Source organism: Bacillus thuringiensis (genome assembly GCF_022095615.2).
GTDB lineage: Bacteria > Bacillota > Bacilli > Bacillales > Bacillaceae_G > Bacillus_A > Bacillus_A cereus_AG.
In genome coordinates this window covers 422452-447265 of record NZ_CP155559.1, presented here as the reverse complement: position 1 = coordinate 447265, position 24814 = coordinate 422452, and the positions used below count along the sequence as shown (strand labels likewise).

Genomic DNA, 24814 nt, shown 5'->3' with positions numbered 1-24814 from the left:
AAAAAAAGGAAACGAATATCGTTTCCTTTCTATGCATCCAAGCCATACGCTCTTACAAGCGCGCCTAAGCCACCTTGGAAACCGCTTCCTACTGCATTAAACTTCCACTGTCCATTATGACGGTATAATTCACAAAAGACAACTGCTGTTTCGATGGAGAAATCTTCCCCTAAATCAAAGCGAAGAACTTCTTCATTCGTTTCTTCATTTGCTAAACGAACAAATGCGTTTCCGACTTGTCCAAAGTTTTGGTTACGGCCTTCTCCATCATAAATTGTAACTGTAATAGCAATTTTATGAACATCTGATGGAACCTTTTTCAAATCTACAACAAGTTGCTCGTCATCCCCGTCGCCTTCACCTGTACGGTTATCTCCTGTATGTAAAACAGATCCACAAGGAGACTGTAAATTGTTATAGAAGATAAAATCAGTTTCCTTCGTACATTTTCCGTTCGCATCCAATAAAAAAGCAGATGCATCTAAATCGAAATCTGATCCACCATCATAAGATTTAAAATCCCACCCAAGACCAATTACTGCTTTTGTTAAACCAGGGCTTGTCTTACCTAAATCAATCTTCTGTCCTTTTTGCAATTGAATTACCATTTATATTCACCTCTATATTTTAATCTTAAAAATATATCCATCAGTACACATCTGTTTACTGATGGATATATAAATCTATTACTCTACATCTAAACCGAAATTATTACATAGAGACGCTAATCCACCTTGGAATCCACTTCCGATTGCATTGAACTTCCAGTCACCTGCATGACGGTATAATTCACCTACTACAACAGCTGTTTCAATAGAGAAATCTTCTCCTAAATCGTAACGAATTAATTCTGCATTCTTTTCTTCATCTAAAATACGTACGAAAGAGTTAGAAACTTGCCCGAAGTTTTGGCTACGGCCTTCTCCATCATAAATTGTAATTGTGAAGCAAATACGTTCGATATGTGCAGGTACATTTTTTAAATCTACTTTAATCGCTTCGTCATCACCTTCACCGTCACCAGTTCGATTATCTCCTAAATGCTCGACAGCACCATTCGCACCTTTAGGGTTATTATAGAAAACGAAATCCTCTGCACCTGAAACTTTACCGTTAGCACCTACTAAGAAAATACTAACATCTAAATCGAAATCGTTTTGTCCGTCATAACGATTCGTATCCCAACCAAGTCCTACAAGAACTTTTGAAAGACCTGGATTTGTTTTTGTTAAGTCTACCTTTTGTCCTTTTTTCAATGAAATTGATGCCATATTCAATTCCTCCTCGGTTTATTTTATTGATAACGTGATACAATCTCACTTAAGTTTTTATCTTGTGTGCCTTCTCCAACAGCTGAAAACTTCCATTCACTTCCATGGCGATACATTTCACCTGCAATTAGAGTCGTTTTGCCAGCATAATTATCCGATAAATTATAGCGTGCTAATTCTTCACCAGTTTGCGGGCTTTGAATTCGAATATATGCATTACGAATCATCCCGAAATCTTGACGACGATTTACACAGTCATAAATATTTACAACGAATACTAAACGATTAATACGGCTCGGAACTTTATGTAATTCTACGAAAATTGTTTCGTCATCACCAGCGCCTTCACCTGTTAAATTATCTCCTGAATGAATAATACTACCACAAGTAGAAAGCTTGTTTCCGAAGTAAACTAAATCGTTTTTGTTTAAAAAGCGATCTCCTTCTAACATAACAACAGATGCATCACAATCTACATTTGGTTTACTTCCAAATAATGAAGACAGAAACCCACCTGATTGCCCAATTGGATCCCAGCCTAAGCCAACCTGTAGTTTTGCTACTTTGGGTTGTCCTTTCGTTAAATCGATCTTTTGACCTTTTTCTAAAATAATAGGCATGCAGTTTCTTCCTTTCTACAAAGCATTTTCCAAGGCGGAAAATATTGTATTCTTCTCTTATATTGTAGCATTATTTACCTAGTGATAAAAAGGATAAATTCTCAGTTATATGAAAACATTCATATAATTTACTTATGATGATGTAAGAAGTGGTAAATAGCACCAATCATTCCTGCACAATTACCGTTTTGTGCAAGTTCAATCTCACAATTACTATAAATCTCTTTATTTAAATATTTTTCTACTTCCTCTTTTACTTCTTTTAAGAACTTATTTCCTCTATCAGTAATTCCTCCACCTATAACAATCATTTCTGGATTAAAAATATAAGCAAGATTACTAATTCCAATCGCTAAATGTTTAAAGAAAACCTCAACCGCTTGCGTAACTTCTCTATCTCCTTTATCATACAGTTCGAAAATCGTTTTTCCATTCCAATCACGTTCACCTTTATATTTTCGCACAAGACGAATTAACCCTGAAATGGAAGCGACCTCTTCAAACTGCTTTCCTTCTATTAACATATTTCCCCATTCACCAGCACTAAAAGAATGTCCCCTGTATAACTCTCCATCTATAAAAATTGCTCCTCCAATACCAGTTCCAAGAGTAAGCATAATAAAATTTCTTTTTCCGTTTCCAATACCTTTCCACTTCTCACCCAAAGCTGCACAATTCACATCATTTTCAACGGACACAGGTACTTGCAATACCCCTTGCAATCTATCAATAATAGGAATAGTCGCGTAGTTCGGAATATGCTCCACTCCTCCCGTTACAACCCCTTTATGAATATTAACAATTCCCGCAGTACTAATGCCAATTCCTGAAATCGTATGTTCATTCATTAATTGTTTGGATAGAAGAATAAGTTTTTGAATGATTTGTTCCCCACCCAAATGAATTTCTGTTGAAACTGTTTTATGCTTTCGTACTGTTCCTGTTTCTGAAACAATTCCATATTTGATTTGTGTACCACCAATATCAAATGCAATATATTCTTTCATATGCTGTCACTTCCTCTATTGTAATGCGTGTAAAATTCTCACCACTCTACTATTATAAAGAATTTACACTAACTCTTTTCTCTCTTCAGAAATACACCACCTTTTTCTATATATAGTTTTTTTTGCATAAAACTCTTTTTCCTAAGAAATATTACAAAGGGATGTATTTTAGATGGAATATTAATTTCTTAGGAGGAAAACAATGACGAAAATCTTCATTTTAGCATCAACACTCTCTTTATCTTTTTTTAGCGGTTTAAATATCGGTAATGCAGCAACTGAAAACTTCTCTCCAGCAACAAACGCAATTGTACAAAATAACGATCATTTAGCAGAAGGCAACTCAAAAGATAATAATAAGCCACCAGAAAACAATAGTTCTCAGGACGATAGTGGTTCCGGTGGCAACGGTTCTGATGGCAGTGGTTCTGGCGGCAACGGTTCTGGTGGCAACGGTTCTGGTGGCAACGGTTCTGGCGGCAACGGTTCTGGTGGCAGTGGTTCTGGTGGCAATGGCTCTGGTGGCAACGGTTCTGATGGCAGTGGTTCTGGTGGCAACGGTTCTGGCGGCAACGGTTCTGGTGGCAATGGCTCTGGTGGCAACGGTTCTGATGGCAGTGGTTCTGATGGCAGTGGTTCTGGTGGCAACGGTTCTGATGGCAGTGGTTCTGATGGCAGTGGTTCTGGTGGCAACGGTTCTGGTGGCAACGGTTCTGGCGGCAACGGCTCTGGTGGCAACGGCTCTGGTGGCAACGGTTCTGGCGGCAACGGCTCTGGTGGCAACGGTTCTGATGGCAGTGGTTCTGGCGGCAGTGGTTCTGGCGGCAGTGGTTCTGGCGGCAACGGTTCTGGTGGCAATGGCTCTGGTGGCAATGGCTCTGGTGGCAACGGTTCTGATGGCAGTGGCTCTGGTGGCAACGGTTCTGGTGGCAATGGCTCTGGTGGCAGTGGTTCTGGCGGCAATGGCTCTGGTGGCAACGGTTCTGGCGGTAGCGGTTCTCAAGGTGGAAACCGTGTTAAAGGCGATAGCAGTTCTCAAGGTGGTAATGGCTCTCAAGGCGGCAACCGCGTTAAAGGCGATGGCAGTTCTCAGGGGGGCAACGGCTCTCAAGGTGGTAATGTAAAAGATAATGCGACAGAACAAGGCGATAAGTTACCTAATACGGCAACACATTATCCTGCATCTATTTTAATGGGACTTTCAACATTCCTAATCGGTATGTTACTATTTATTCGCCGTAAAAATGCAAAATAAAACACATCCCTCCATCTAAAACATACATGAAACAAATTATAAAACTAAAAAGGACTTTGGATTGCATTTTATTATGCAACCCAAAGTCCTTTTCATCCTCTATCAAAAAGAGCATTAATACGCTTTTCCCCAATACACCATTTGCTTAGCTTCTTTGCCACAACAAATACATTCGTCAGCTAATTGCTCTTGCTCAAAAGGCATACAGCGTGAAGATACTCCAATTTCTTCTTTTAGTTTCTCTTCACAAGCTAACTCTCCGCACCACATTGCCTTAATAAATCCTTGCTTTTCATCCACTACTTTTTTCATCTCTTCGAAATTCGTCGCACTATACGTATTCTCATCGCGAAATACTTTTGCCTTATTAAATAAAGAATTATGAATTTCCTCAAGTAGTGCTGGAATACGTTTTTCTAATTGATCCATTGATATAAATTCTTTTTCTTTCGTATCTCTTCTTACAAGTACGACTTGATTCTTTTCAATATCTTTAGGACCAACTTCTAATCGAATTGGAATGCCTTTCATTTCATACTCATTAAATTTCCAGCCTGGTGTTTTATTACTAGCATCTATTTTTACTCGTGCAACCTTTTGAATATGTTCTTGTAACTCTGTTGCTTTCGCTAAAACTCCTTCTTTATGCTGCGCAATCGGTACGATAACAACTTGCACTGGAGCAACTTTTGGTGGCATTACAAGCCCATTATTATCACTATGGACCATAATAAGTCCACCTATCATTCTTGTTGATACACCCCAAGATGTTTGGTGTACATATTTCCACTTACCGTTACGATCTAAAAACTTAATATCAAATGCTTCTGAGAAATTCGTTCCAAAGTTATGAGATGTTCCTGTTTGAAGTGCTTTCCCATCATGCATTAAGCTTTCAATCGTATAAGTAGCCTTTGCACCCGCAAACTTTTCTTTTTCTGTCTTTTGTCCTTTAATTACTGGTATCGCTAAGTAGTCTTCACAGAAAGAAGCATATAGATTTAAAATATGTAACGTTTCAGCTTGAGATTCCTCTGCCGTTTCATGGATCGTATGACCTTCTTGCCATAAGAATTCCGTTGTACGAAGGAATGGTCTCGTTGTCTTTTCCCAACGAACTACTGAACACCACTGATTATATAGCTTTGGCAAATCATTATAGGATTGCACAATTTTTGAAAAATGTTCACAGAATAAAGTTTCAGATGTAGGGCGTACACAAAGTCTCTCCGCTAATTTTTCATCCCCGCCATGTGTCACCCATGCTACTTCAGGAGCAAACCCTTCTACATGGTCCTTCTCTTTTTGCAATAAACTCTCTGGGATAAACATTGGCATATACACATTTTCATGACCAGTTGCTTTTAACTTCTCATCCATAACTTTCTGCATATTTTCCCATAAGGCATAACCGTACGGACGTAGAATCATACATCCTTTTACACTTGAATAATCAACAAGTTCTGCTTTTTTTACAATATCTGTGTACCACTGTGCAAAATCCTCTTCCATCTTCGTAATCGCTTGTACTTGTTCTTTTGCCATAGTCAGTCTTCCTCCTTCTAGAAAATACAAAAAAGCCCGCATCCCTAAATAGGGACCGAGCTTTGCCGGCGTTACCACCCTGATTCATGCACAAAAATTGCGCATGCTCTCTTTTTGATAACGGGAAATTCCCGCTGCATATGCAGAACGCAAAGGTAGGTTCCATATCGCCTTTTTAAGAATCTTTCAGCCGGGCGGATTCTCTCTCTGCTAAAAAGGTTGAACATGTACTAGTCCTTTTTCATCGTTATAACGAAATAAATTTGTTGATTATCATAATACAAATTCTTTTTTTAAACAATAGCTAATTTTCTAATTTCTATATATTCTTTTCGTTTTTTGCAGTTTTATACGTAGCTTTTTCTCGTGATTTTTAAAAGTTGATGTGCAATCATACCGATAAGTGTACCAAGTAGAACGAAGAAACCAATAAATCCATATCCCATTCCTTCCCATCCACCAATCACCATCATTGTAACCGGAAAGGATGCTAAGCAAAGAAGTATTAAACTAAGTGCAAATATAATATCGAACTGTTTATTTGGAAACCGTTTCTTTAGTAAATACGAAATAGCAAATACAAGGATAATCGTAATTCCGCCAATGATATAAAAGATACTAAATCCATCTAACCACTCCATAGTGTTTCCTCCTTCCATAGATTCCCTTATACTTAATTATATGTTTAATTTTTCTGAAAATAAATAATAAATTTTCACCTAAAAATATATTTTTATTACTAGGTATTAATAGTAATATATAATAATAGGTTTTATATAATCAGGAGGGAACTTTATGGATAAAGCATTAACAAACCACGTCATTATTTTATCTTTCGATTGCTTATCAGCTTTAGATTTTCCTATATTACAAAAACTTCCTAATTTCCAAACATTAATAAACAAGGGCGCGATTGCGAAAAAAGTGGAACCTATTTATCCTTCTGTAACATATCCAAGTCACTCAACAATCGTTACTGGAAACTATCCTAATAAACATGGCGTAGTTAGCAATACATTACTTCAACCTGGACGCGAGTCACCAGATTGGCATTGGTACCGAAAATCCATTAAAGGAACAACATTATACGATGAAGCACGTAAAGCAAATTTAACGACAGCTGCCCTTCTATGGCCTGTTACCGGCAGAGCAAATATTGATTATAATTTACCTGAAATTTTTCCAAATAGACCGTGGCAAAATCAAGTTTTAGTTTCATTATTTAGCGGTAGCCCTCTATATCAATTAGATTTGAATCAGCGTTTTGGCCATATAAGAAATGGCTTATCACAGCCTGAACTCGATAATTTCGTACTGGCTTCTGCTGTGCATACAATCCAGACAAAAAAGCCTAATGTCATGTTTGTACATTTCACCGATTTAGATACCCAAAGACACTATCACGGCTTTGAATCCAAAGAAACAATAGCCGCAATTCATAGACATGATGAACGGCTAGGGAAAATTATTCAAGCTTTAAAAGACAGTGACCTATACGAAGAGAGTACAATTATCACTCTTGGTGACCATAGCGCTTTAAGTGAAAACAAAGCCATCCAATTAAATGTACTATTTCATCAAAAAGGGCTTATATCTATAAATTCAAAAGGAAAATTAGTAGACTGGAAGGCCTATTGCCAAAGTTGTGACGGATCTGCCTACGTATATGTGAAAGACAAGAACGATACCGATACAATTCGAGACGTACAACTACTACTTGAAGAACTGCTTCAAAATAAACAAAACGGTATTGAATTTATGCTTCATGATGAAGCTGCAAAAGACTGCGGTGCAGATGGTAATTGTTTATTTATGTTAGAAGCGCGTGAAGGATATTATTTCACTGAAAACTATACAGGAGATTTTATAAAAGAAATTACTGAAAAAGATGTTACGCCTAGTAAAAAATATACATTTGGTACACATGGATACTCTCCAACAAAACCTAACTATGAAACAATTTTTATCGCTGCTGGGAAAGGGATAAAAAGCGGTGTCATCATCCCGTATATGAGACTTATTGATGAAGGCCCAACTATCGCTAGACTACTCGGTTTACACTTAGGTGAAACAGACGGATCAATTGTAGAGGATTTACTCCAATTGTAAAGAACTGTGTATACATGTAAAAGTTATGTAAAAATCATCACAGTTTCTCTTTTTATAATTTTTATTTTTGTACACTGTTAGTAGAACAAATTTAAGGGGGAACACTATATGAAAAAAATGTCCAGACAAGAAAAAAGCTGGATATTATACGATTGGGCGAACTCCGTATATTCACTCGTCATTACAACTGCATTATTCCCAATTTACTTTAAGGCAGCTGCAAAAGAAGCTGGGCTATCTGGTGCAACTTCAACAGCATATTGGGGATACGCAAACTCATTCGCTACACTTTTAATTTCTATACTTGCCCCTATTCTCGGCACAGTTGCTGATTATAAAGGATTTAAAAAACGATTTTTCACATTCTTCTTTGGACTCGGTATCGTATTTACAAGTATGCTAGCAGTCGTCCCAACATCTCAGTGGTACTTATTACTAGGATGCTACATGCTCGCATTAGTCGGTTTTGCTGGAGCAAACATTTTTTATGATGCATTTTTAGTAGATGTTACCTCTAAAGATAGAATGGATCGAATTTCTACAAGAGGCTTTGCATTAGGCTATATTGGGAGCACAATTCCTTTTATCGGCTGTATCGCCCTTATTATTCTTGCTCAAAAAGGCACTATCCCTTTATCGGTCGGCATTGCTAGTCAAATTTCATTCGCAATAACAGCTCTTTGGTGGGGATTATTTACAATTCCAATGCTAAAAAACGTAGAGCAAACACATTATATTGAACGCCATCCAAGACCAATTGCAATGAGCTTCAAACGCCTTGCTGATACTTTTAAAAATATTAAAGAATATAAAACAGTCTTCATGTTCCTAATCGCCTATTTCTTCTACATTGACGGGGTCGATACCATTATTACTATGTCTACCGCTTACGGAACAGATCTCGGTATTAGTGCAACGAATCTATTAATCATCTTATTTGTCACACAAATTGTAGCTTGTCCATTCGCTTTATTATACGGAAAATTATCAGAAACATTTACAGGTAAAAAAATGCTATATGTCGGTATTATTATTTATATCATTATCTGCACATATGCTTATTTCTTAAAAACGACACTCGATTTCTGGATTTTAGCAATGTTAGTTGCAACTTCTCAAGGTGGTATTCAAGCACTTAGTCGTTCCTATTTTGCAAAACTAGTACCTAAAGAATCTGCAAATGAATTCTTCGGATTTTATAATATCTTTGGTAAGTTTGCAGCGATTATGGGTCCCGTATTAGTCGGTGTTACGACGCAATTAACGGGAAAAACAAACGCTGGTGTCCTTAGTATTATTGTACTGTTCGTTATCGGTGGATTCTTATTAACTAGAGTTCCTGAAAATAATACATCCGTTACACCACCTAGCCCAAAGACAAAAACGCTATAAGAAAAAGATCCTCTTCTCATGAGAAGAGGATCTTTTCTTTATTTTTAGCGATAACGTCTTACAATTAAAAATTCTACAGCCGGCTTTACAACTATCGCAGCGCATAACGCAAACAAAAGCGGTATGTTATGAAAATCAATCCATTTATTAAAACCTACCGATGCGAAAAACAAACCAAAAATTAATACAACAAGTACATAATACGTAACATTTGCACTTGTTTTTAATACATGTTTTTCTACATCTTCTTTCTCCTCCGTTGTCCCTTCCACATTATGCGATGCCAAACTTTTAAACATATAATGTAATGCGATGCTACAAATAAATAGTGCATACCAGTTTACTTGAAGTTCAGTTAACCAATAATAAAGTGCAAACACTAACGTACTTATAGCTACTAATGCCGTAACTACAAAGCTTATTTTCTCTTTCCCCAACAACTACTCCCCCTACAGCTTGTACAAAAATAGTTTATCAACAGTTGTTCCTAATACTTCAGCTAAACGGAATGCTAACGCTAAGCTTGGATCATATTTATTATTCTCAATTGCATTTATCGTCTGTCTAGAAACTTTACACTTATCAGCCAATGCACCTTGTGAAATATTGTTTTCAGTGCGTAATTCATAGATTTGATTTTTCACACCATTGCTCCTAACCTGTAAAATCGTTTTTACATCATCAGTATATAGTTGGGGCATGTCGTTGTCAAAAGATTGCCACAAGAAAAGGGAGCAATTCAGCCCCCTTACAATAGCTATTCCGAAACGAATCAATTCGTCATTTCCTCTCGATTCACAATATCTTCTTTCTTTATTTGCATACGCAAAACCGGACCTATCGCAAATAAAATAAGTGACATTGCTATACAAAATACAGTAACTAGTGAGGTCATCTCCTTCAATCCTCCAGCTAGTGAAGTTCCGATTAACATTGCCCCCATAAACAGTGGTAAAATTGTTCCATTTACTCTTCCAATCATATTTTCTGGTACAAGTTGAATCATAAGCGTACCGACAACGATATTAACACAAGCTAAACAAATACCTGTTCCAAACCTCATGAAACTAGTAATCCAAAATGATGTAGATAACCCTTCTACTAAAAATGACATTGCTAATATGCTCATACCGAATACAAACATCTTTTTCGGATTCACTTTTGAAGCAAAAACTGCAGCAACAATACCACCGATTAACATACCGATTCCATCAGCTGCAGCTAAATATTGAACAGCTTCCTTTTCCATTCCAAGGCGCTCTATTACAAGAAATACCTCTAATGGATTCGTTAGTCCAACAGCTAAGCCCATAACGGTGAAAGTAATCGTAATCATACGTAAATTTTTCGTATGAAGAACGTATTTCCATCCTTCTTTTATATCATTTTTTAATGAACCTCTCGCCACTTGCTCTTGTTCCACCCATTTTGGTAAAAATGAAAGGGCTATAGCAGATAACAAAAATAAAATGATTAAGCTATATAGTGACGTAAATAAACCAAGTTGTGTATACACAAGCGACCCTACCACTGGTCCAAAAATCATAAATAATGACTGTAACGTTTGGTTAAATGCAATTGCATTTGCTACCTGTTCTTCTTTTACGTAGCGCTTAAATATACGCGAAGATGATGGCTGAGAAAACTGGCCTACAATCGCGGAAATGAGTGTTGCAAAAAATATAGCCTGCCAATAATCCAGCTTTAACAACAAGACAATTCCTACAATGGACAGTACGCTTAATACATCTCCAGCAACCATTGTTCTTTTCGGATTCCAGCGATCAGCTAGCGCACCACCGATAAACGAGAAAATAAAAATAGGTGCATATTCCATAACCGATAACAATGAAACGGAAACTGGATCATTATTCGTTCGCTCCATTATGAAATACAAAAGAGCCATATTTCTAATCCAAATTGCAAATTGTTGTAAAATATCAGATACCATAACGAGCATAAATGCTCGATTTTTAAATAAAGCGTTCATTTTCATTCTCCTTTCATAAACCGACCGTTCGGTCTAATTTATTTCGTAAGAAAAGCAACTGACCTATTATTCAGCTGCCATTCCTTTTAACAATACATCTATTGCCTTTTTATAAATACGTTGCAGCTCTTTATAATCTAACTCGTAGTAAAGTACTCCAAGCCCCGATAATAATCCATTCACAATATACATAAGATCACGCGTATTATCTTCACGAAACTCTCCAGACTGTATGCCTGCTTCAATTAGTTTCTCAAACATAACATATGATTCTCTAGTTAAAGCCAATAGTTCATCCAAAATCTCTTTACTTACAACTTGGCTCATAGAAAATTCCTCTATTGCATTTGAAATGGGCTGCTGTATGTCCTCGACATGATATTCCGCGAGACCATATAGTTTTTCAGTATTCGTACTATACAACTTCTCTTTTTCATTCCATTTTTCAAGCCAATCATACGTATGCTGTTTCACTACAAATAAAAATAATTCTTCTTTACTTTTAAAGTGATAATAAATGCTTCCTTTACTTCTCTCTGTAATTTCACAAATCTCTTCCATAGATGTAGCTGCATAGCCCTTCTGTGAAAACAGACTTTCTGCTTTATAGGCAATTTCTTTCTTTATCTCTTCTGCGCTTCTTCTCATATTCACACCTCTTTAAACCGACCGTTCAGTCTAATAATAACAAATAAAAAACCTCTATCGCAAGAGGCTATATTCCTTATTTAAGAAAACGTACTTTCAAACCACGTTCGAATCATATGTATGATTCCAATTTTAAATCCTAATTTAACAAGAACTACGCCTCCCGCAGCTAATAAAAATAACACTACTTTCCCCTTGTTTTTCACTTTCAGTTCCCTTTTCATTTCTATTCCCCTTAGTACGTTAAAAATATTAATCAAACGTTTGTTTAACTGTTGTTATGCATATGTAAGCCAACTAATCAAACGTTTGTTTAAAAAGAAATACGCCCCCTATAAGGCGTATTCTCATCAATCACCACCGCCTCCACCACCGCAGCTACCTCCACTATCTCCACCAAAAGAACCTCCGCAATCATGTGAACCTCCATCGTGCGAGCTATCATTATCCGATCCAGCAAAGAAAAATAATGGTGATGAGCTGTTGGATGAATTATGAATGTTATTTTGTTTTGTAAGATTTACCTTCTTTTTGTTTGATCGAACTGCTGTTACGATCGTTCCAACTACAACAAATAATAGTATGACAATAATAAATTCCATATAAAAGCCTCCCTTAATCTTCGAATAATTGAATGGTTCTTTCTAGATTTTCAAGTGAAATGAAGCGTGATTCACGAAGGATCTCTTTTCCATTATAAAATAATAAAACTGTTGGTCCTGTAAATACTGCATATCGCCCCGCTATCTCTTGCATGTCTTGTAGTAATATTTCTACTTTCTCTACGTAATCATAATTCTCTAATACGCAATTTACTTTTCTTAACATAACATCACAAACACCACAATTTTCCGTTTTAATAAACAGCAGTACTAATTGTTGTCCTTCAATATATGTCGCTAATTCTTCTATCGTTTCAAATGTATTCATCTTATCCCTCTTAGCTTAATTTACGAAATACTTTATCCTGATACATACGAAAAGCTGAACTATCTTTAATCTTTCTCTTTTCCATTACCTGCTGAAAACGCAGCGTTTTTGCTGTTAACTCTTCTTGTAATTCTTTTCTCTCTGCTTCATCATAACAGCACGCAATTAAGTCTTCTATTTTTAATATATCTTTTTGTAGTTCCATTTCTGGTGGAATCATGCCCGCATTTTTTAAAATTTTATAACTCATTCTAAGTTCTGGAGGTACCATTGAAAGGTCTTCTAATTGTAGTGGTTTTCCTTTTCCCGGAATATGATCAAGGTCTCCATTCCGTATTGCTTGTCGAATTTTTTCTTCAGCAATGTTCAAAAAGACATCCACACCATTCGCTCCTTTACATATTTTTACTATTATTTTACATGATATTTTCTCATCTTGCTACGCTATTACAAATTGACTTTATACAATTTTTTCTCAAATTTAATTACAAGGAGCCTTTTCCTCCCTAATCAATATTTTATTTTCATGTGTAGTCTGTGTTAGAGCCATTTCATATTGAGAAAATCTTTTTGAATCAAATAAAGCGTTTACACTAAATCTTACATTTGCTACGATTTAATCACCCCCAGCTCTCTTGTATAGACTTCGTGATGTCTGATCATTTTTATCCCGCTTTAATGGGCAGTAAGACCCCCACCTCAAACTTTAGCGAAAGCAAAGAAGTTAGGTGGGGGATCAACTGCCCCTAAAAGTCCGATTGGTTCAACTAATAATCAGTGGGGGATGAAGCCCCCCACTGATTAAAGTTTCACTTTATCTAGACGTTTCATACGTCTAGATCCATTTTGATTTATTGGCGTATGCCTTTAAATATATCTTTTATTTTGAAAGGAGAAATGACTATGAGATCAAAAAAATTCACACTGCTATTACTATCCCTACTACTCTTCTTACCTCTTTTTCTCACAAACTTTACTACTCCAAATTTCGCATTAGCAGATTCACCAAAGCAAGGTCAAAAAATTGTTGGGTATTTTCCTTCATGGGGTATTTACGGACGTAATTATCAAGTTGCAGACATTGATGCGTCAAAGCTAACTCATTTAAACTATGCGTTCGCTGATATTTGCTGGAATGGAAAACATGGAAACCCTTCTACTCACCCCGATAATCCAAATAAACAAACATGGAACTGTAAAGAATCTGGTGTACCACTGCAAAATAAAGAGGTCCCTAATGGCACTCTCGTACTCGGTGAACCATGGGCTGATGTCACAAAATCTTATCCGGGATCGGGTACAACTTGGGAAGATTGTGATAAATATGCCCGCTGCGGAAATTTCGGAGAACTGAAACGATTAAAAGCTAAGTATCCTCACTTAAAAACAATTATTTCAGTTGGTGGCTGGACTTGGTCTAACCGCTTTTCTGATATGGCCGCTGATGAAAAAACAAGAAAAGTATTCGCCGAATCTACAGTAGCTTTTCTTCGCGAATATGGATTTGACGGCGTTGATTTAGACTGGGAATACCCGGGTGTTGAAACAATTCCTGGTGGTAGTTATCGTCCTGAAGATAAACAAAACTTCACCCTACTCCTTCAAGATGTTCGAAATGCATTAACGAAAGCTGGTGCAGAAGATGGGAAACAATATTTACTAACAATCGCGTCAGGTGCAAGCCAACGTTATGCGGATCATACGGAGCTAAAGAAGATCTCTCAAATACTTGATTGGATTAATATTATGACATATGATTTCCATGGTGGATGGGAAGCTACTTCTAACCATAATGCTGCACTATACAAAGATCCAAATGACCCCGCAACAGATACAAAATTTTACGTAGATGGTGCGATAGACATTTATACAAATGAAGGGGTTCCAGCGGATAAACTCGTATTAGGTGTACCTTTTTACGGACGTGGATGGAAAAGTTGCGGAAAAGAAAATAATGGGCAATACCAACCTTGTAAACCAGGTAGTGACGGAAAGCTCGCTTCTAAAGGTACTTGGGATGATTATTCTACCGGTGACACAGGTGTGTACGATTATGGTGATTTAGCAGCTAATTATGTTAATAAAAATGGTTTTGTTCGCCACTGGAACGATGTAGCGAAAGTACCTTATTTATATAATGCGACTACAGGCACATTTATTAGCTATGATGACAACGAATCTATGAAATATAAAACAGACTATATAAAGACAAAGGGTTTAAGTGGCGCAATGTTTTGGGAGCTAAGCGGGGATTGCCGTACAAGTCCAAAATATAGTTGTAGTGGACCAAAATTACTTGATACGCTAGTAAAAGAATTACTTGGTGGACCTATTACTCAAAAAGATATTGAACCACCAACAAACGTAAAAAATATTGCTGTTACAAATAAAAATTCAAACTCAGTTCAATTAAACTGGATTGCATCTACTGATAACGTAGGAGTTACTGAATATGAAATTACTGCCGGAGAAGAAAAATGGAGTACAACAACAAATAGTATTACAATTAAAAACTTAAAACCTAATACAGAATACACCTTTTCAGTATTAGCAAAGGATGCTGCTGGGAATAAATCACAGCCTACTTCCATTCTTGTAAAAACAGATGACGCTAACACAACACCTCCTGGTGGAAATAGCAATGCTACCTTTTCAGTCACTTCAAATTGGGGAAGTGGTTACAACTTCTCGATTGTAATTAAAAATAGTGGAACGACCCCTATTAAAAACTGGAAATTAGAATTTGATTATAACGGCAATTTAACACAAGTTTGGGATTCTAAAATCAGTAGTAAAATAAATAATCATTACGTAATTACGAATGCAGGATGGAATGGTGAAATTCTTCCTGGTGGATCTGTTACAATCGGAGGAGCTGGAACAGGCAATCCTACTGAACTTTTAAATGCATCCATTAGCGAAAACTAAACATAGCCTCCATTAATCATTTCACTAAAGTTTGAATTTCATGAAAAATTACAAATATATATTACGATAACCTATTATAATTATATTTAGTTTCTAATATGAAGTTCATGTGAAGTTCATCTGAACTTTACATGAATTTCCTTTCAGTTCTATTGTCTTCTTATACTAATCACTTTATCCTTTACATATAGGAATTATTTTTCATTCCATTTCAAACTATCTATATATACAAAGAAAGATAGTCGCCTATTAGGGAAAGGCATCTAAATATAAAAATAATATAAGAAAAAGCACGCTTATAAGCGCACCATAAGAGTGCTTCTTCATACAATTCTCATGTAAGAGTTCTCGAAAATCATGTTAATCACAAAGAAAAGGCCTTAGCTTATATAAGCTAAGGCCTTTTCTTTATTCATATTGTTCAGCGTTCCATTCTTCTATATTCCATACTTTTGTGATCCACGCTTCATAGAAAGAAGGCTCATGTGAGACAAGTAAAACTGTTCCTGTATATTGTTGTAACGCTTCCTGCAAAGACTTCTTTGTTTCTATATCCAAATGATTAGTCGGTTCATCTAAAATTAAAACATTGCTTTTCGTTACGATAAGTTCACATAAACGCACTTTCGTTTGTTCTCCGCCGCTTAATAAACGAATAGGTTTTAATACGTGCTCTTCTTTCAAGCCACACTTTGCTAGTGCTTGGCGTACTTCTTTCCTGGTCATATCTGGTCGTTCTGCCCAAACTTTCTCTAATGGTGTTGTTTCTGAAGCAAACTCTTCCTGTGCAAAATAGGCAGGATTTACTCGCTCGCCAACAGAAATCGAACCACTTAGCGGCTTTATTTGGCCTAATAACGTTTTTAACATCGTCGTTTTTCCGATTCCATTATGACCAACAATCGCTATCTTTTCTCCCTTTTTCACTTGTAAATTTAACTCTGGACATAATGGATCACTATAACCTATCCTTAGTTTCTCAGCCTGCAATATACGACTTACTGGCTCCTCATAAACAGTAAAATCAAAACGGGATCGAGTTACATGATTAACCTTTTCAATCCTTTGCATTTTCTCTAATACTTTCTCTCGACTCTTAGCCTGTTTCGCTTTTCGAATTTTATTTTTTTGAATAAATGTTTCTAACTGAGCAATTTCTTTTTGTTGTTTCGCATGCGCCGATTGTAATTGTTTCCTTTGCAATTGATAACTTTGCACAAATTTTTCATAATTTCCTACGTACCGCTTCACTTTCCGTTCTTCTAGATGATAAATAACATTCGTAATACTGTTCAAAAATACTTCGTCATGTGAAATGATCACATAAGCTTTTTCATACAGTCTCAAATACGATTGCAACCATTCTATATGAGCTGTATCTAAATAATTTGTTGGCTCATCTAGCAATAAAACATCAGCTTTTTCTAAAAGGAGCTTCCCAAGTAATAACTTTGTTCGCTGTCCTCCACTTAACTGTGAAACATCCTTTTTCAAACCTATTTCAAGTAAGCCTAAGCCGATTGCTACTTCTTCAATTTCAGTATGAATTTGATAGAAATTAGAACTTTCTAATATAGTTTGTAATTCTCCATACTTTACTAACAGTTTTTCTATTTCTCCTGCTCCATTCATTTCTTCAGCAATTTTTAACATTTCAGACTCAATCGCATACAGATTAGAAAATGCACTTTGTAAGTATCTCTCAATTGTTATTCCTTCTTGTAAATCCATATGCTGCTGTAAAAAACCTATCTTCACATGTGGAAACCATTCAATGTTTCCGTCATCATGTATAAGTTCTCCTGTTAAAATCCTTAACAATGTTGATTTTCCAATTCCATTTTTCCCAACTAACCCAACATGCTCGCCCTTTAATAGTCGAAAACATGCATTATATAAAATGGTTTTCTCACCATACGAATGACTTAAATTTTCTACTGTTAATATACTCATTTTTTTCTCTCCTCTACTTATAGTTCATAAGCTAAATAGAGAGAGCAACAGTATAAAGCCTTATTTAATTGTATATATAAAAAATGGGTAAGGTGAATACACCTTACCCATTACATATTATCGTAAAAAAGGATTAAGGTTCTTTACCTGCTGTCTTCAATTTAGCTTAATCGTTAAAAATGGGCAGACTTCTCCCGTATCAAGCTAAAACCATTTGAAGAACAGTTGATAAAGTCATTTTATCCTTTCACTCCTTTAACATTTGTTATATTAAGAGTATAAACTACTCTGTTATATTCTATTCTCTATTTTTTCTTTTGTTCCTTCTCCGTTTTTTCATTTTCTTCGTAAATTTCTTTATACATCTTTTCTAATGCATATGGACTTGTAAAGATGAGTGTTAACGAATCAACTATTTGCTCTATAGATTTCATCTTTCTCCCCCTATATAAAAAAGCCTCTTAACAGTAATCATACCAAAAACTGTTAAAAGACTTTTTCTATTTTCTCATATACGGGGCTAATACTCTCAGAATTTCTTCCTTATCCTTCTTTAACTCAAGTGATGTTAACATATCCATCGTTCTCGGCCTAGGTAATTTCACTTGTACCTCACCAACTATTGAGGCTGGTCTTTGAGATAAAATAAATACGCGATCCGAAAGCAAGATTGCCTCATCTAAGTCATGTGTGACCATAACGATTGTTTGCTTCTCTTGGTGCCAAGAGTTTAAAAGCCAGCTATGTACTTCCATTTTTGTAAAGGCATCTAATTTTCCAAAAGGCTCATCAAGTAGCATAATTGGCTTTTCACATAAATATGTGCGCAGAAAACTAATTCTTTGACGCATCCCACCAGACAATTCATCTGGATAATGGTCTGCATATTCATCTAGTTCAAACTGCTTTAATGCTTCCATCCCCTCTGTCAGCCTTTGTTTTTTCGGTTTCCCTTCGATTTCCAATGGAAGAACTATATTTTGCAAAGCTGATCGCCACGGCAGTAATAAATCCTGTTGCGGCATATAACTTACAACATCTTGCTCTTGCATTTGCTTATCGTTATACGTTACATTCCCACTTGTTGGATTCTCAACATTTGCAATCATATTTAATAATGTGCTTTTCCCGCAACCACTTGGCCCTACAAAAGAAACGAACTCTCCCTCTCGTATAGAAGCACTAATATTTGCTAATACATTCTTTCCATCGAAAGATTTCACAATATCTTTTATTTGTAATCCGCTCATTTTTCGCTTGGAAGGAACTCATTTGTAAAGGCATCTTTTACATCAATTTTCTTCTTAATTACTTTGTTATCATATAAGAAATTCATGTAATTCGTCCAAACATCTTCCTTCTGTACTCCCCATGCTTTTGCATCATCTTGATACTTCGTGCTTAACCAATTTTGACTTTCTTGTACTAAGTCTTTATTTACATCTGGAACAGCTTTAATTAAAATATCAGCAGCTTCTTTCGGCTCTTTAATTGCAAAATTATACCCTTCTGTCGTTGCGCTCATAAACTTTTTCACAAAGTCTTTATCTTGCTTCGTATGTTTTTCACTCGTAATAATAACAGGACTATAGAAATCAAGCGCTGGGTCTAAGTCTTTCACCATAATCGTATTTAACTCTTTTCCTTGGCGCTTCGCTTCAATTCCATCCCATCCGTAATAAATCCATTCAAAGTCTGCATCGCGGCCGATTGATTTAAAGAAATCAGTTTGTCCTAAGATGATTTTTTCAACTTTATTAAAATCAGCTTGATGTTTCTCCATAATTGTCTTCAACGTTGCTTCTTCTGCTGGTCCTCCCCAGCCTCCGTAACGTTTACCTTCAAAATCTTTCGGTGAAGTCATGTTATCTTTCTTAAGCGATGCAAATGCTGAAGTGTTATGCTGAATAATCGCTCCGACAGATACAACAGGAATACCTTCTACACGAGCCAATGTTACATTTTCTTGTGCGCTTATTGCGAAATCAGCTTTTCCTGAAGCTATCATTTGCTCCGCTGTCACATTATCACCAGGCTGAATAATTTCTACATCTAAGCCTTGCTTTTTATAATAATCTTTCGCTTGCGCTACATATAAGCCAGTATGGTTCGTATTTGGAAACCAATCTAAAACTACTTTTATTTTTTGATCTTTACTTGCACTATCTTCTTTCTTCGCCGGATTACATCCAGCCACACCTACTGCTAATAAGGCAGCCAACATAACTTTTAAACCTTTTTTCATTTTCTGCCGTCCTTTCTATATATCCATGGTGCTGTTATTCTTGCCATAAACTCCACGATAAAATACAGGCATAATGTCACCATAACAATAATTGCTGCCACACCAAATACTCGGGCTGTTAAAAAGGATTTTGTAGCTCTCGTAAGCATAACTCCTAACCCTTCACTGGCACCGAGCCATTCCCCAATGATCGCTCCCATTACGCTATATGTAACTGCAATTTTTAAACCTGAGAAAAAGTATGGAAGCACTGCTGGAAACTTTACTTTCTGGTAAACTTGCCATTTCGTTGCCTTCATCGTTTGCAACAACTTCAACATATTTTTATCTACCGTTTGAAAACCTTCTAAAATGCTAAGCGCAATCGGGAAGAAACAAACGAGTATGACTACCATTACTTTCGGTAGCATTCCATATCCAAACCAAATAATAAATAACGGTGCAAGTACAACGATTGGGATCGTTTGCGAAATAACAAGCAATGGATTTATTAAAATACGAAATAAAGGGATAACGTCCATAATAATTGCAATACTTGTCCCAATTAAAATCGCAAAAAATAGTCCGATTATAACCTCTTGTAACGTTTGCATCGTATTCGGTAATAGTAAATCTTTCATTCCAATTAATTCTTGAACAATGGCAGAAGGCTTCGGTAAAATCCACGGTTCAATTTTAAATAATGAAACAGATCCTTCCCATATCGCAATGAGAAGGATAAGCCAAATTGTTGTAATTATTTTAGATTGCTTCTGGTTTTGCATATTCATCACGGTACTTCCAAACTTTTTCATCTATCGTTACACCAGTGCTTGGACGATAATGGATTTTAATAGAAGTAATTACTTCTTCTGCTCCAGCATCCACACAAGCTTGTTGCGCACGTTTAATGACGTCAAGAAGTACATCTAATTCTCCTTCCAGCGTTGTTTCCATTGCCCCTACTTCATAACGAACTCCTGATTGTTGTACAACTTCAATTGCTTTATCGACAACAGAATATACATCTTTGTTCTTCGCTTGCGGTACTACTGAAAATGAAATCGTAACTTGTTGTGACATTGTAAATCCCCCTTATAAAATGAAATGTTAAAACAAGAAAAGGCTTTCCTACTACGTAGGAAAGCCTTGTATGCAAGTTATTATAGAATAACATATGCTACATCACTTTAAGTAACTCCCTACGCTGGCATTATCCAGATCAGGTTGAGGGTCGATGTTTGTTTACATCCTCTCAGCCAATTGGCTCCCCGGTCCTTAATTCGTTTTCATTGTAGCATGATTTATTTTATTGAACAAACAAAAGCATGCATAATCACTTCATTTAGCTTTTGAATTCCCCTATTAACTCTTGTAACTCCTGTGAAAGCCAGCTTAAAGAACTAGCTAATTCAGCAATATCTTGTACAGACATTTCCTGTTCTTTCATACTTTCTTCAATATTACTACTACTATTTGCATACGTATTTGCGATAAGTGATAGTTCATTTACAAAACGAACAATATTTTGGCTATTTTGCAATATATCACTTGAATTGTCAGAAACAACTCTAACCTGATTTGTAACAGATTGTGCTGATTTTGAAATTCCACCAAAGAAAGCACCACTACTTTCAACAAGTTTCATACCCGATTCTACTTCTTTTAAAGCATTTTTCATTGAAACAGCAGCTTCTTCCGTACCAGCTCGCGTTTCCCCTATTAATTTTGCTATATCTTTTGCTGATGCTTCCGTCTGCTCTGCTAATTTACGCACTTCATCAGCAACAACAGCAAATCCTCGTCCGGTTTCCTCAGCACGTGAAGCTTCAATAGAAGAATTTAAAGCTAGCGAATTCGTTTGATTTGAAATACCGGTAATTACTGTTACAATATCACTAATTTCTTTTGATCTTGTTTCCAAAGAATAAATAATAGAAGATAAATCTTGTACTGCATTTTGTATTATGTTCATTTGATTAATCGTCTGTTCAATAATACCATTTCCTTTTACTGAATGATGCTTTGTACCTTCAGACTCTTTCGCCATTTGTTTTGCAGCATTCGTTATCTCTTCCATCCTATCTTCCATTTCATATATAATATCTAAATACTTTGGTACTGCAGTTTCTTGTAATTGAACGCCAACCCTTAACTCCACTATAGAACTTACGATTCCTTGGACTGCCATGCTATTCTCTTTCGTACTTACTGACAATTCTTGTGAAGATGAGGAAACCTGTTCTGCTGTCTGCTTCACTTTGTCTATAATCTCTTTAAACTTCTCGATAGTATTATTAAAATACGCATTAATAATACCAATATCATCGGGTCTTTCCTCTAATTTAATACTTAAGTCACCTTCACCGACTTTGCGCAATCCTTCACGTAAATCCCGCAATGGAGCAAGTGCGTTACGTACGATTAGGAATTGAATAAACGTTGCAATTAAAACAGAAATACAAATAAACATTAAACCTTGTACAATGAATTTTTCCTTTGTAATAGGAACAATAGAGGCATCTACATCGGCTGCAACAATTGCCACAATATTACCTTCCTCATCTTTAATTGGCTCTAATATCGTTACCCATGATCCCAATGCGTCTTCATATACTACTGTCATGTTTGCTTTTTTTGTGCTCATTACTTTATCATATGCTTCCATCCAAAGATCTGGTTGTTTATAATAGTCTCCCGGTTCTACTTCAACAACATTTGCTAACCCTGTAGCCAAAGCGACAACTTGTAACTCACCTTTTTCATTTTCTTTTGCTCCAACAATATACGTTTGTCCAACACTGTTCAATTCTTCCGTTGATTCATCTAACTTCTCTACTAACTTCTCTCTCTTTTCTCTTTCTGCCGTCGGGTCTTTTGCAACATCTCTCAATATTTTCGCGTCTAATTTATGTAATACCGTATCTCCTGTTTCAAAAGAATGCCTTTCAAATATAGACATCATACTATTTTGAAACATGTTAAAACTTAACGCTCCCATAGTACCAACAAGCGTCAAAATAACTAACACAGTTAACAATACATTTTTTTGAAGAAACGATAGCTTGTGCCAATATTTTTTCATTAACATCACCTTTCTTAATTTACTTACTATAAAGTAAAGCTATTAAAATATAAATCTTATTAATAATCGATAACGATTCTCATTTGTTTACAAATAAAAAAAAGACCAATGAAAAGAGCATTGGTCAAGACCAACCCTATCCGTCCGGTAACTGGCTAGCATAGCATTGCGGCCTTAGCTCCTGTAGTTTTGCGTCCTAATGTTTCCATCAGTTTGCCTTTCTCGCTGAACGAGTTGAACGATATGGGAGTTCTATGAGAATTAAGTTATTCTCTATCAAAGATTACAACATAAAAATTAAAATGTCTACCTATTTAGAGATGCAAATGTAAAGTTTCAATGTATTATTTTTTCGAAATAATTTAACAAAGTTCGTGAATGTTACATTTCTTGTGTTATATAATAAAAAATGTATATAACACAAGGATTATTTTGAGTATTTATTTTAATTTTCATTCAAATTAAATTATTCGAATATACCTTAACTAATGAATTTCGGAGGTAGTTTATCATGTTTTGGCTACAATTTCTTACGTTACTACTCTGCATTTTTATTGGCGCACGCCTAGGCGGAGTTGGTCTAGGAGTAATGGGTGGCGTTGGTATGGCAATACTTGTTTTCGTCTTCCACTTACAACCTACAGCTCCTCCTATTGATGTAATGCTTATGATTTTAGCAGTAATTACAGCTGCTGGTGCACTGCAAGCCGCTGGAGGAATGGACTATCTTGTTCATCTTGCTGAGAAAGCATTACGAAAAAATCCAAAGCGCATTACATTCTTTGCTCCAATTGTTACTTATTTATTTACACTGTGCGCAGGAACTGGTCACGTTGCTTATTCTGTACTTCCTGTTATCGCAGAAGTCTCTCGCGAATCTGGGATTAGACCAGAACGACCAATGTCAATTGCCGTAATCGCTTCCCAACAAGCAATTACAGCTAGCCCTATATCAGCTGCAACAGTTGCCCTTTTAGCAATGTTAGCTGACTATAAAATCACTTTATTAGATATTTTAAAAGTAAGTATCCCTTCTACCTTCATCGCTTGTATGGTAGCTGCATTTGTTGCTAGCAAAATGGGGAAAGAATTAAATGAAGACCCTGAATACTTGAAACGTTTAAAAGAAGGAATGATTCCTAAAATTGAAGAGAAGAAAGAATTTGTTGGTTTAAAAGGCGCTAAACTATCCGTTATCCTTTTCTTAGTAGGAACTTTCCTTGTCGTACTTCTCGGTTCATTTGAAGCACTTCGTCCAGGATGGATGGTTGACGGGAAGTTAGTTCGTCTTTCCATGCCAAACACAATTGAAATGGTTATGTTAACTATCGCAGCTCTTATTATTATTTTCTGCAAACCAAATGTAGAAAGCATCGTGTCTGGTAACGTCTTTAAAGCGGGGGCAACAGCAGTTGTTGCTATTTTCGGTATCGCTTGGATGGGAGATACTTTCTTTAACGGAAACTTAAATATGATTCAAGGATCAATTCAGCACCTAGTAACAAGTGCACCATGGCTATTTGCCATCGCATTATTCATTCTATCTATTTTACTATATAGCCAAGCCGCAACAGTACGTGCTTTAATGCCTCTTGGATTATCACTCGGTATTCCACCAGCACTACTAATCGCGATGTTCCCTGCAGTAAATGGATATTTCTTCATTCCAAACTATGGAACAATCGTTGCTGCCATTAACTTTGATCGCACTGGTACAACTGGCATTGGTAAATATGTTTTAAATCATAGCTTTATGATTCCAGGCCTAATCGCAACATTCACTTCTATCGGAATTGGAATGCTCTTAATATCAATTATGTTTTAAAGAAAAAGCACAAACCTACAGTTGTAAAGGGT

At 36.2% G+C, this 24814-nt stretch carries 26 protein-coding genes, 2 riboswitches and 1 other annotated feature; of the genes, 5 read left to right on the top strand and 21 right to left on the bottom strand.

The features are described from left to right. Nucleotides 1-29: 29 nt before the first annotated feature. The 4 genes from KZZ19_RS02305 to KZZ19_RS02290 form a co-directional block, all read right to left on the bottom strand. Complete coding sequence (locus tag KZZ19_RS02305; RefSeq protein ID WP_088095004.1) at nucleotides 30-608, bottom strand: TerD family protein; 579 nt, start codon at nucleotides 606-608, stop codon at nucleotides 30-32. A gap of 78 nt (nucleotides 609-686) precedes the next feature. Next, nucleotides 687-1271: a TerD family protein gene (locus KZZ19_RS02300; protein WP_000146724.1), complete on the bottom strand. Its 585-nt coding sequence runs from the start codon at nucleotides 1269-1271 to the stop codon at nucleotides 687-689. A 23-nt stretch (nucleotides 1272-1294) separates the two neighbouring features. Continuing rightward, nucleotides 1295-1891 carry a TerD family protein gene (locus tag KZZ19_RS02295; RefSeq protein ID WP_087979302.1) on the bottom strand — a complete coding sequence of 199 codons (597 nt, stop codon included), beginning with the start codon at nucleotides 1889-1891 and terminating at the stop codon, nucleotides 1295-1297. Between the two features lie 128 nt (nucleotides 1892-2019). Beyond that, nucleotides 2020-2898 carry an ROK family protein gene (locus KZZ19_RS02290; RefSeq protein ID WP_237982190.1) on the bottom strand — a complete coding sequence of 293 codons (879 nt, stop codon included), beginning with the start codon at nucleotides 2896-2898 and terminating at the stop codon, nucleotides 2020-2022. A gap of 202 nt (nucleotides 2899-3100) precedes the next feature. Here KZZ19_RS02290 and KZZ19_RS02285 point away from each other — a divergent pair, with 202 nt between their 5' ends. Next, nucleotides 3101-4153: an LPXTG cell wall anchor domain-containing protein gene (locus KZZ19_RS02285; protein ID WP_348638022.1), complete on the top strand. Its 1053-nt coding sequence runs from the start codon at nucleotides 3101-3103 to the stop codon at nucleotides 4151-4153. A 114-nt stretch (nucleotides 4154-4267) separates the two neighbouring features. Here KZZ19_RS02285 and proS read toward each other — a convergent pair whose 3' ends face one another. Together proS and KZZ19_RS02275 are read right to left on the bottom strand one after the other, a co-directional pair. Continuing rightward, the gene (gene proS / locus KZZ19_RS02280; RefSeq protein ID WP_088095002.1) at nucleotides 4268-5698 is read right to left on the bottom strand and encodes a proline--tRNA ligase; all 1431 of its coding nucleotides are present in this window, start codon (nucleotides 5696-5698) and stop codon (nucleotides 4268-4270) included. A gap of 47 nt (nucleotides 5699-5745) precedes the next feature. Continuing rightward, nucleotides 5746-5952: a binding site (T-box leader), on the bottom strand. Between the two features lie 93 nt (nucleotides 5953-6045). Continuing rightward, a complete protein-coding gene (locus KZZ19_RS02275; protein WP_140392327.1) occupies nucleotides 6046-6339 on the bottom strand; it encodes a YesK-like family protein in 294 nt (97 codons plus the stop codon). 154 nt (nucleotides 6340-6493) lie between these two features. On the opposite strand from KZZ19_RS02275, the gene KZZ19_RS02270 reads away from it, so the two are divergent. Both KZZ19_RS02270 and KZZ19_RS02265 read left to right on the top strand, forming a co-directional pair. Beyond that, nucleotides 6494-7807 (top strand): ectonucleotide pyrophosphatase/phosphodiesterase, encoded by a 1314-nt coding sequence (locus tag KZZ19_RS02270; protein ID WP_237981978.1) that lies wholly within the window; start codon nucleotides 6494-6496, stop codon nucleotides 7805-7807. A 108-nt stretch (nucleotides 7808-7915) separates the two neighbouring features. Then, nucleotides 7916-9199 (top strand): MFS transporter, encoded by a 1284-nt coding sequence (locus KZZ19_RS02265; RefSeq protein WP_237981977.1) that lies wholly within the window; start codon nucleotides 7916-7918, stop codon nucleotides 9197-9199. Between the two features lie 44 nt (nucleotides 9200-9243). On the opposite strand, the gene KZZ19_RS02260 is transcribed toward KZZ19_RS02265, so the two are convergent. From KZZ19_RS02260 to KZZ19_RS02225, 8 genes are all read right to left on the bottom strand, one after another. Continuing rightward, nucleotides 9244-9636, bottom strand: a complete 393-nt coding sequence (locus tag KZZ19_RS02260; RefSeq protein ID WP_237981976.1) for a hypothetical protein — start codon at nucleotides 9634-9636, stop codon at nucleotides 9244-9246. 12 nt (nucleotides 9637-9648) lie between these two features. Further along, complete coding sequence (locus tag KZZ19_RS02255; protein ID WP_088095051.1) at nucleotides 9649-9900, bottom strand: helix-turn-helix transcriptional regulator; 252 nt, start codon at nucleotides 9898-9900, stop codon at nucleotides 9649-9651. 71 nt (nucleotides 9901-9971) lie between these two features. Next, entirely contained in the window at nucleotides 9972-11189 is a 1218-nt protein-coding gene (locus KZZ19_RS02250; protein WP_088094997.1) for an MFS transporter, read from the bottom strand. 66 nt (nucleotides 11190-11255) lie between these two features. Next, nucleotides 11256-11837, bottom strand: coding sequence for a TetR/AcrR family transcriptional regulator (locus KZZ19_RS02245; protein ID WP_001254436.1), 582 nt, complete (start codon nucleotides 11835-11837; stop codon nucleotides 11256-11258). An 80-nt stretch (nucleotides 11838-11917) separates the two neighbouring features. Then, nucleotides 11918-12061: a hypothetical protein gene (locus KZZ19_RS02240; protein ID WP_000817921.1), complete on the bottom strand. Its 144-nt coding sequence runs from the start codon at nucleotides 12059-12061 to the stop codon at nucleotides 11918-11920. Between the two features lie 126 nt (nucleotides 12062-12187). Beyond that, nucleotides 12188-12439: a hypothetical protein gene (locus KZZ19_RS02235; RefSeq protein ID WP_000394370.1), complete on the bottom strand. Its 252-nt coding sequence runs from the start codon at nucleotides 12437-12439 to the stop codon at nucleotides 12188-12190. A 13-nt stretch (nucleotides 12440-12452) separates the two neighbouring features. Next, nucleotides 12453-12767 (bottom strand): thioredoxin family protein, encoded by a 315-nt coding sequence (locus tag KZZ19_RS02230; RefSeq protein WP_002063639.1) that lies wholly within the window; start codon nucleotides 12765-12767, stop codon nucleotides 12453-12455. Between the two features lie 10 nt (nucleotides 12768-12777). Next, nucleotides 12778-13149: a DUF1992 domain-containing protein gene (locus tag KZZ19_RS02225; RefSeq protein WP_237981975.1), complete on the bottom strand. Its 372-nt coding sequence runs from the start codon at nucleotides 13147-13149 to the stop codon at nucleotides 12778-12780. A 521-nt stretch (nucleotides 13150-13670) separates the two neighbouring features. On the opposite strand from KZZ19_RS02225, the gene KZZ19_RS02220 reads away from it, so the two are divergent. Beyond that, nucleotides 13671-15695 (top strand): glycosyl hydrolase family 18 protein, encoded by a 2025-nt coding sequence (locus tag KZZ19_RS02220; protein WP_237981974.1) that lies wholly within the window; start codon nucleotides 13671-13673, stop codon nucleotides 15693-15695. 408 nt (nucleotides 15696-16103) lie between these two features. Here the strand turns inward: KZZ19_RS02220 and KZZ19_RS02215 are convergent, their stop codons facing one another. From KZZ19_RS02215 to KZZ19_RS02185, 7 genes are all read right to left on the bottom strand, one after another. Then, complete coding sequence (locus KZZ19_RS02215; RefSeq protein WP_237981973.1) at nucleotides 16104-17648, bottom strand: ABC-F family ATP-binding cassette domain-containing protein; 1545 nt, start codon at nucleotides 17646-17648, stop codon at nucleotides 16104-16106. A 305-nt stretch (nucleotides 17649-17953) separates the two neighbouring features. Next, nucleotides 17954-18082: a hypothetical protein gene (locus KZZ19_RS02210; RefSeq protein WP_255260242.1), complete on the bottom strand. Its 129-nt coding sequence runs from the start codon at nucleotides 18080-18082 to the stop codon at nucleotides 17954-17956. Nucleotides 18083-18148: 66 nt separating this feature from the next. Further along, entirely contained in the window at nucleotides 18149-18898 is a 750-nt protein-coding gene (locus KZZ19_RS02205; protein WP_088094989.1) for an ABC transporter ATP-binding protein, read from the bottom strand. Continuing rightward, nucleotides 18895-19893: an ABC transporter substrate-binding protein gene (locus tag KZZ19_RS02200; RefSeq protein WP_237981972.1), complete on the bottom strand. Its 999-nt coding sequence runs from the start codon at nucleotides 19891-19893 to the stop codon at nucleotides 18895-18897. The genes KZZ19_RS02205 and KZZ19_RS02200 overlap by 4 nt, the downstream gene beginning before the upstream one ends. Continuing rightward, nucleotides 19890-20663: an ABC transporter permease gene (locus KZZ19_RS02195; protein WP_001057155.1), complete on the bottom strand. Its 774-nt coding sequence runs from the start codon at nucleotides 20661-20663 to the stop codon at nucleotides 19890-19892. Before KZZ19_RS02195 ends, KZZ19_RS02200 begins: the two co-directional genes overlap by 4 nt. Continuing rightward, nucleotides 20635-20955, bottom strand: coding sequence for an MTH1187 family thiamine-binding protein (locus KZZ19_RS02190; protein ID WP_000082898.1), 321 nt, complete (start codon nucleotides 20953-20955; stop codon nucleotides 20635-20637). The genes KZZ19_RS02195 and KZZ19_RS02190 overlap by 29 nt, the downstream gene beginning before the upstream one ends. 99 nt (nucleotides 20956-21054) lie before the next feature. Next, nucleotides 21055-21156, bottom strand: a riboswitch (TPP riboswitch). 61 nt (nucleotides 21157-21217) lie between these two features. Beyond that, nucleotides 21218-22957 (bottom strand): methyl-accepting chemotaxis protein, encoded by a 1740-nt coding sequence (locus KZZ19_RS02185; protein ID WP_237981971.1) that lies wholly within the window; start codon nucleotides 22955-22957, stop codon nucleotides 21218-21220. Nucleotides 22958-23100: 143 nt separating this feature from the next. Beyond that, nucleotides 23101-23185: riboswitch (cyclic di-GMP riboswitch) on the bottom strand. A 283-nt stretch (nucleotides 23186-23468) separates the two neighbouring features. Here KZZ19_RS02185 and KZZ19_RS02180 point away from each other — a divergent pair. After that, a complete protein-coding gene (locus KZZ19_RS02180; protein WP_000498713.1) occupies nucleotides 23469-24782 on the top strand; it encodes an anaerobic C4-dicarboxylate transporter family protein in 1314 nt (437 codons plus the stop codon). Nucleotides 24783-24814: the final 32 nt, after the last annotated feature.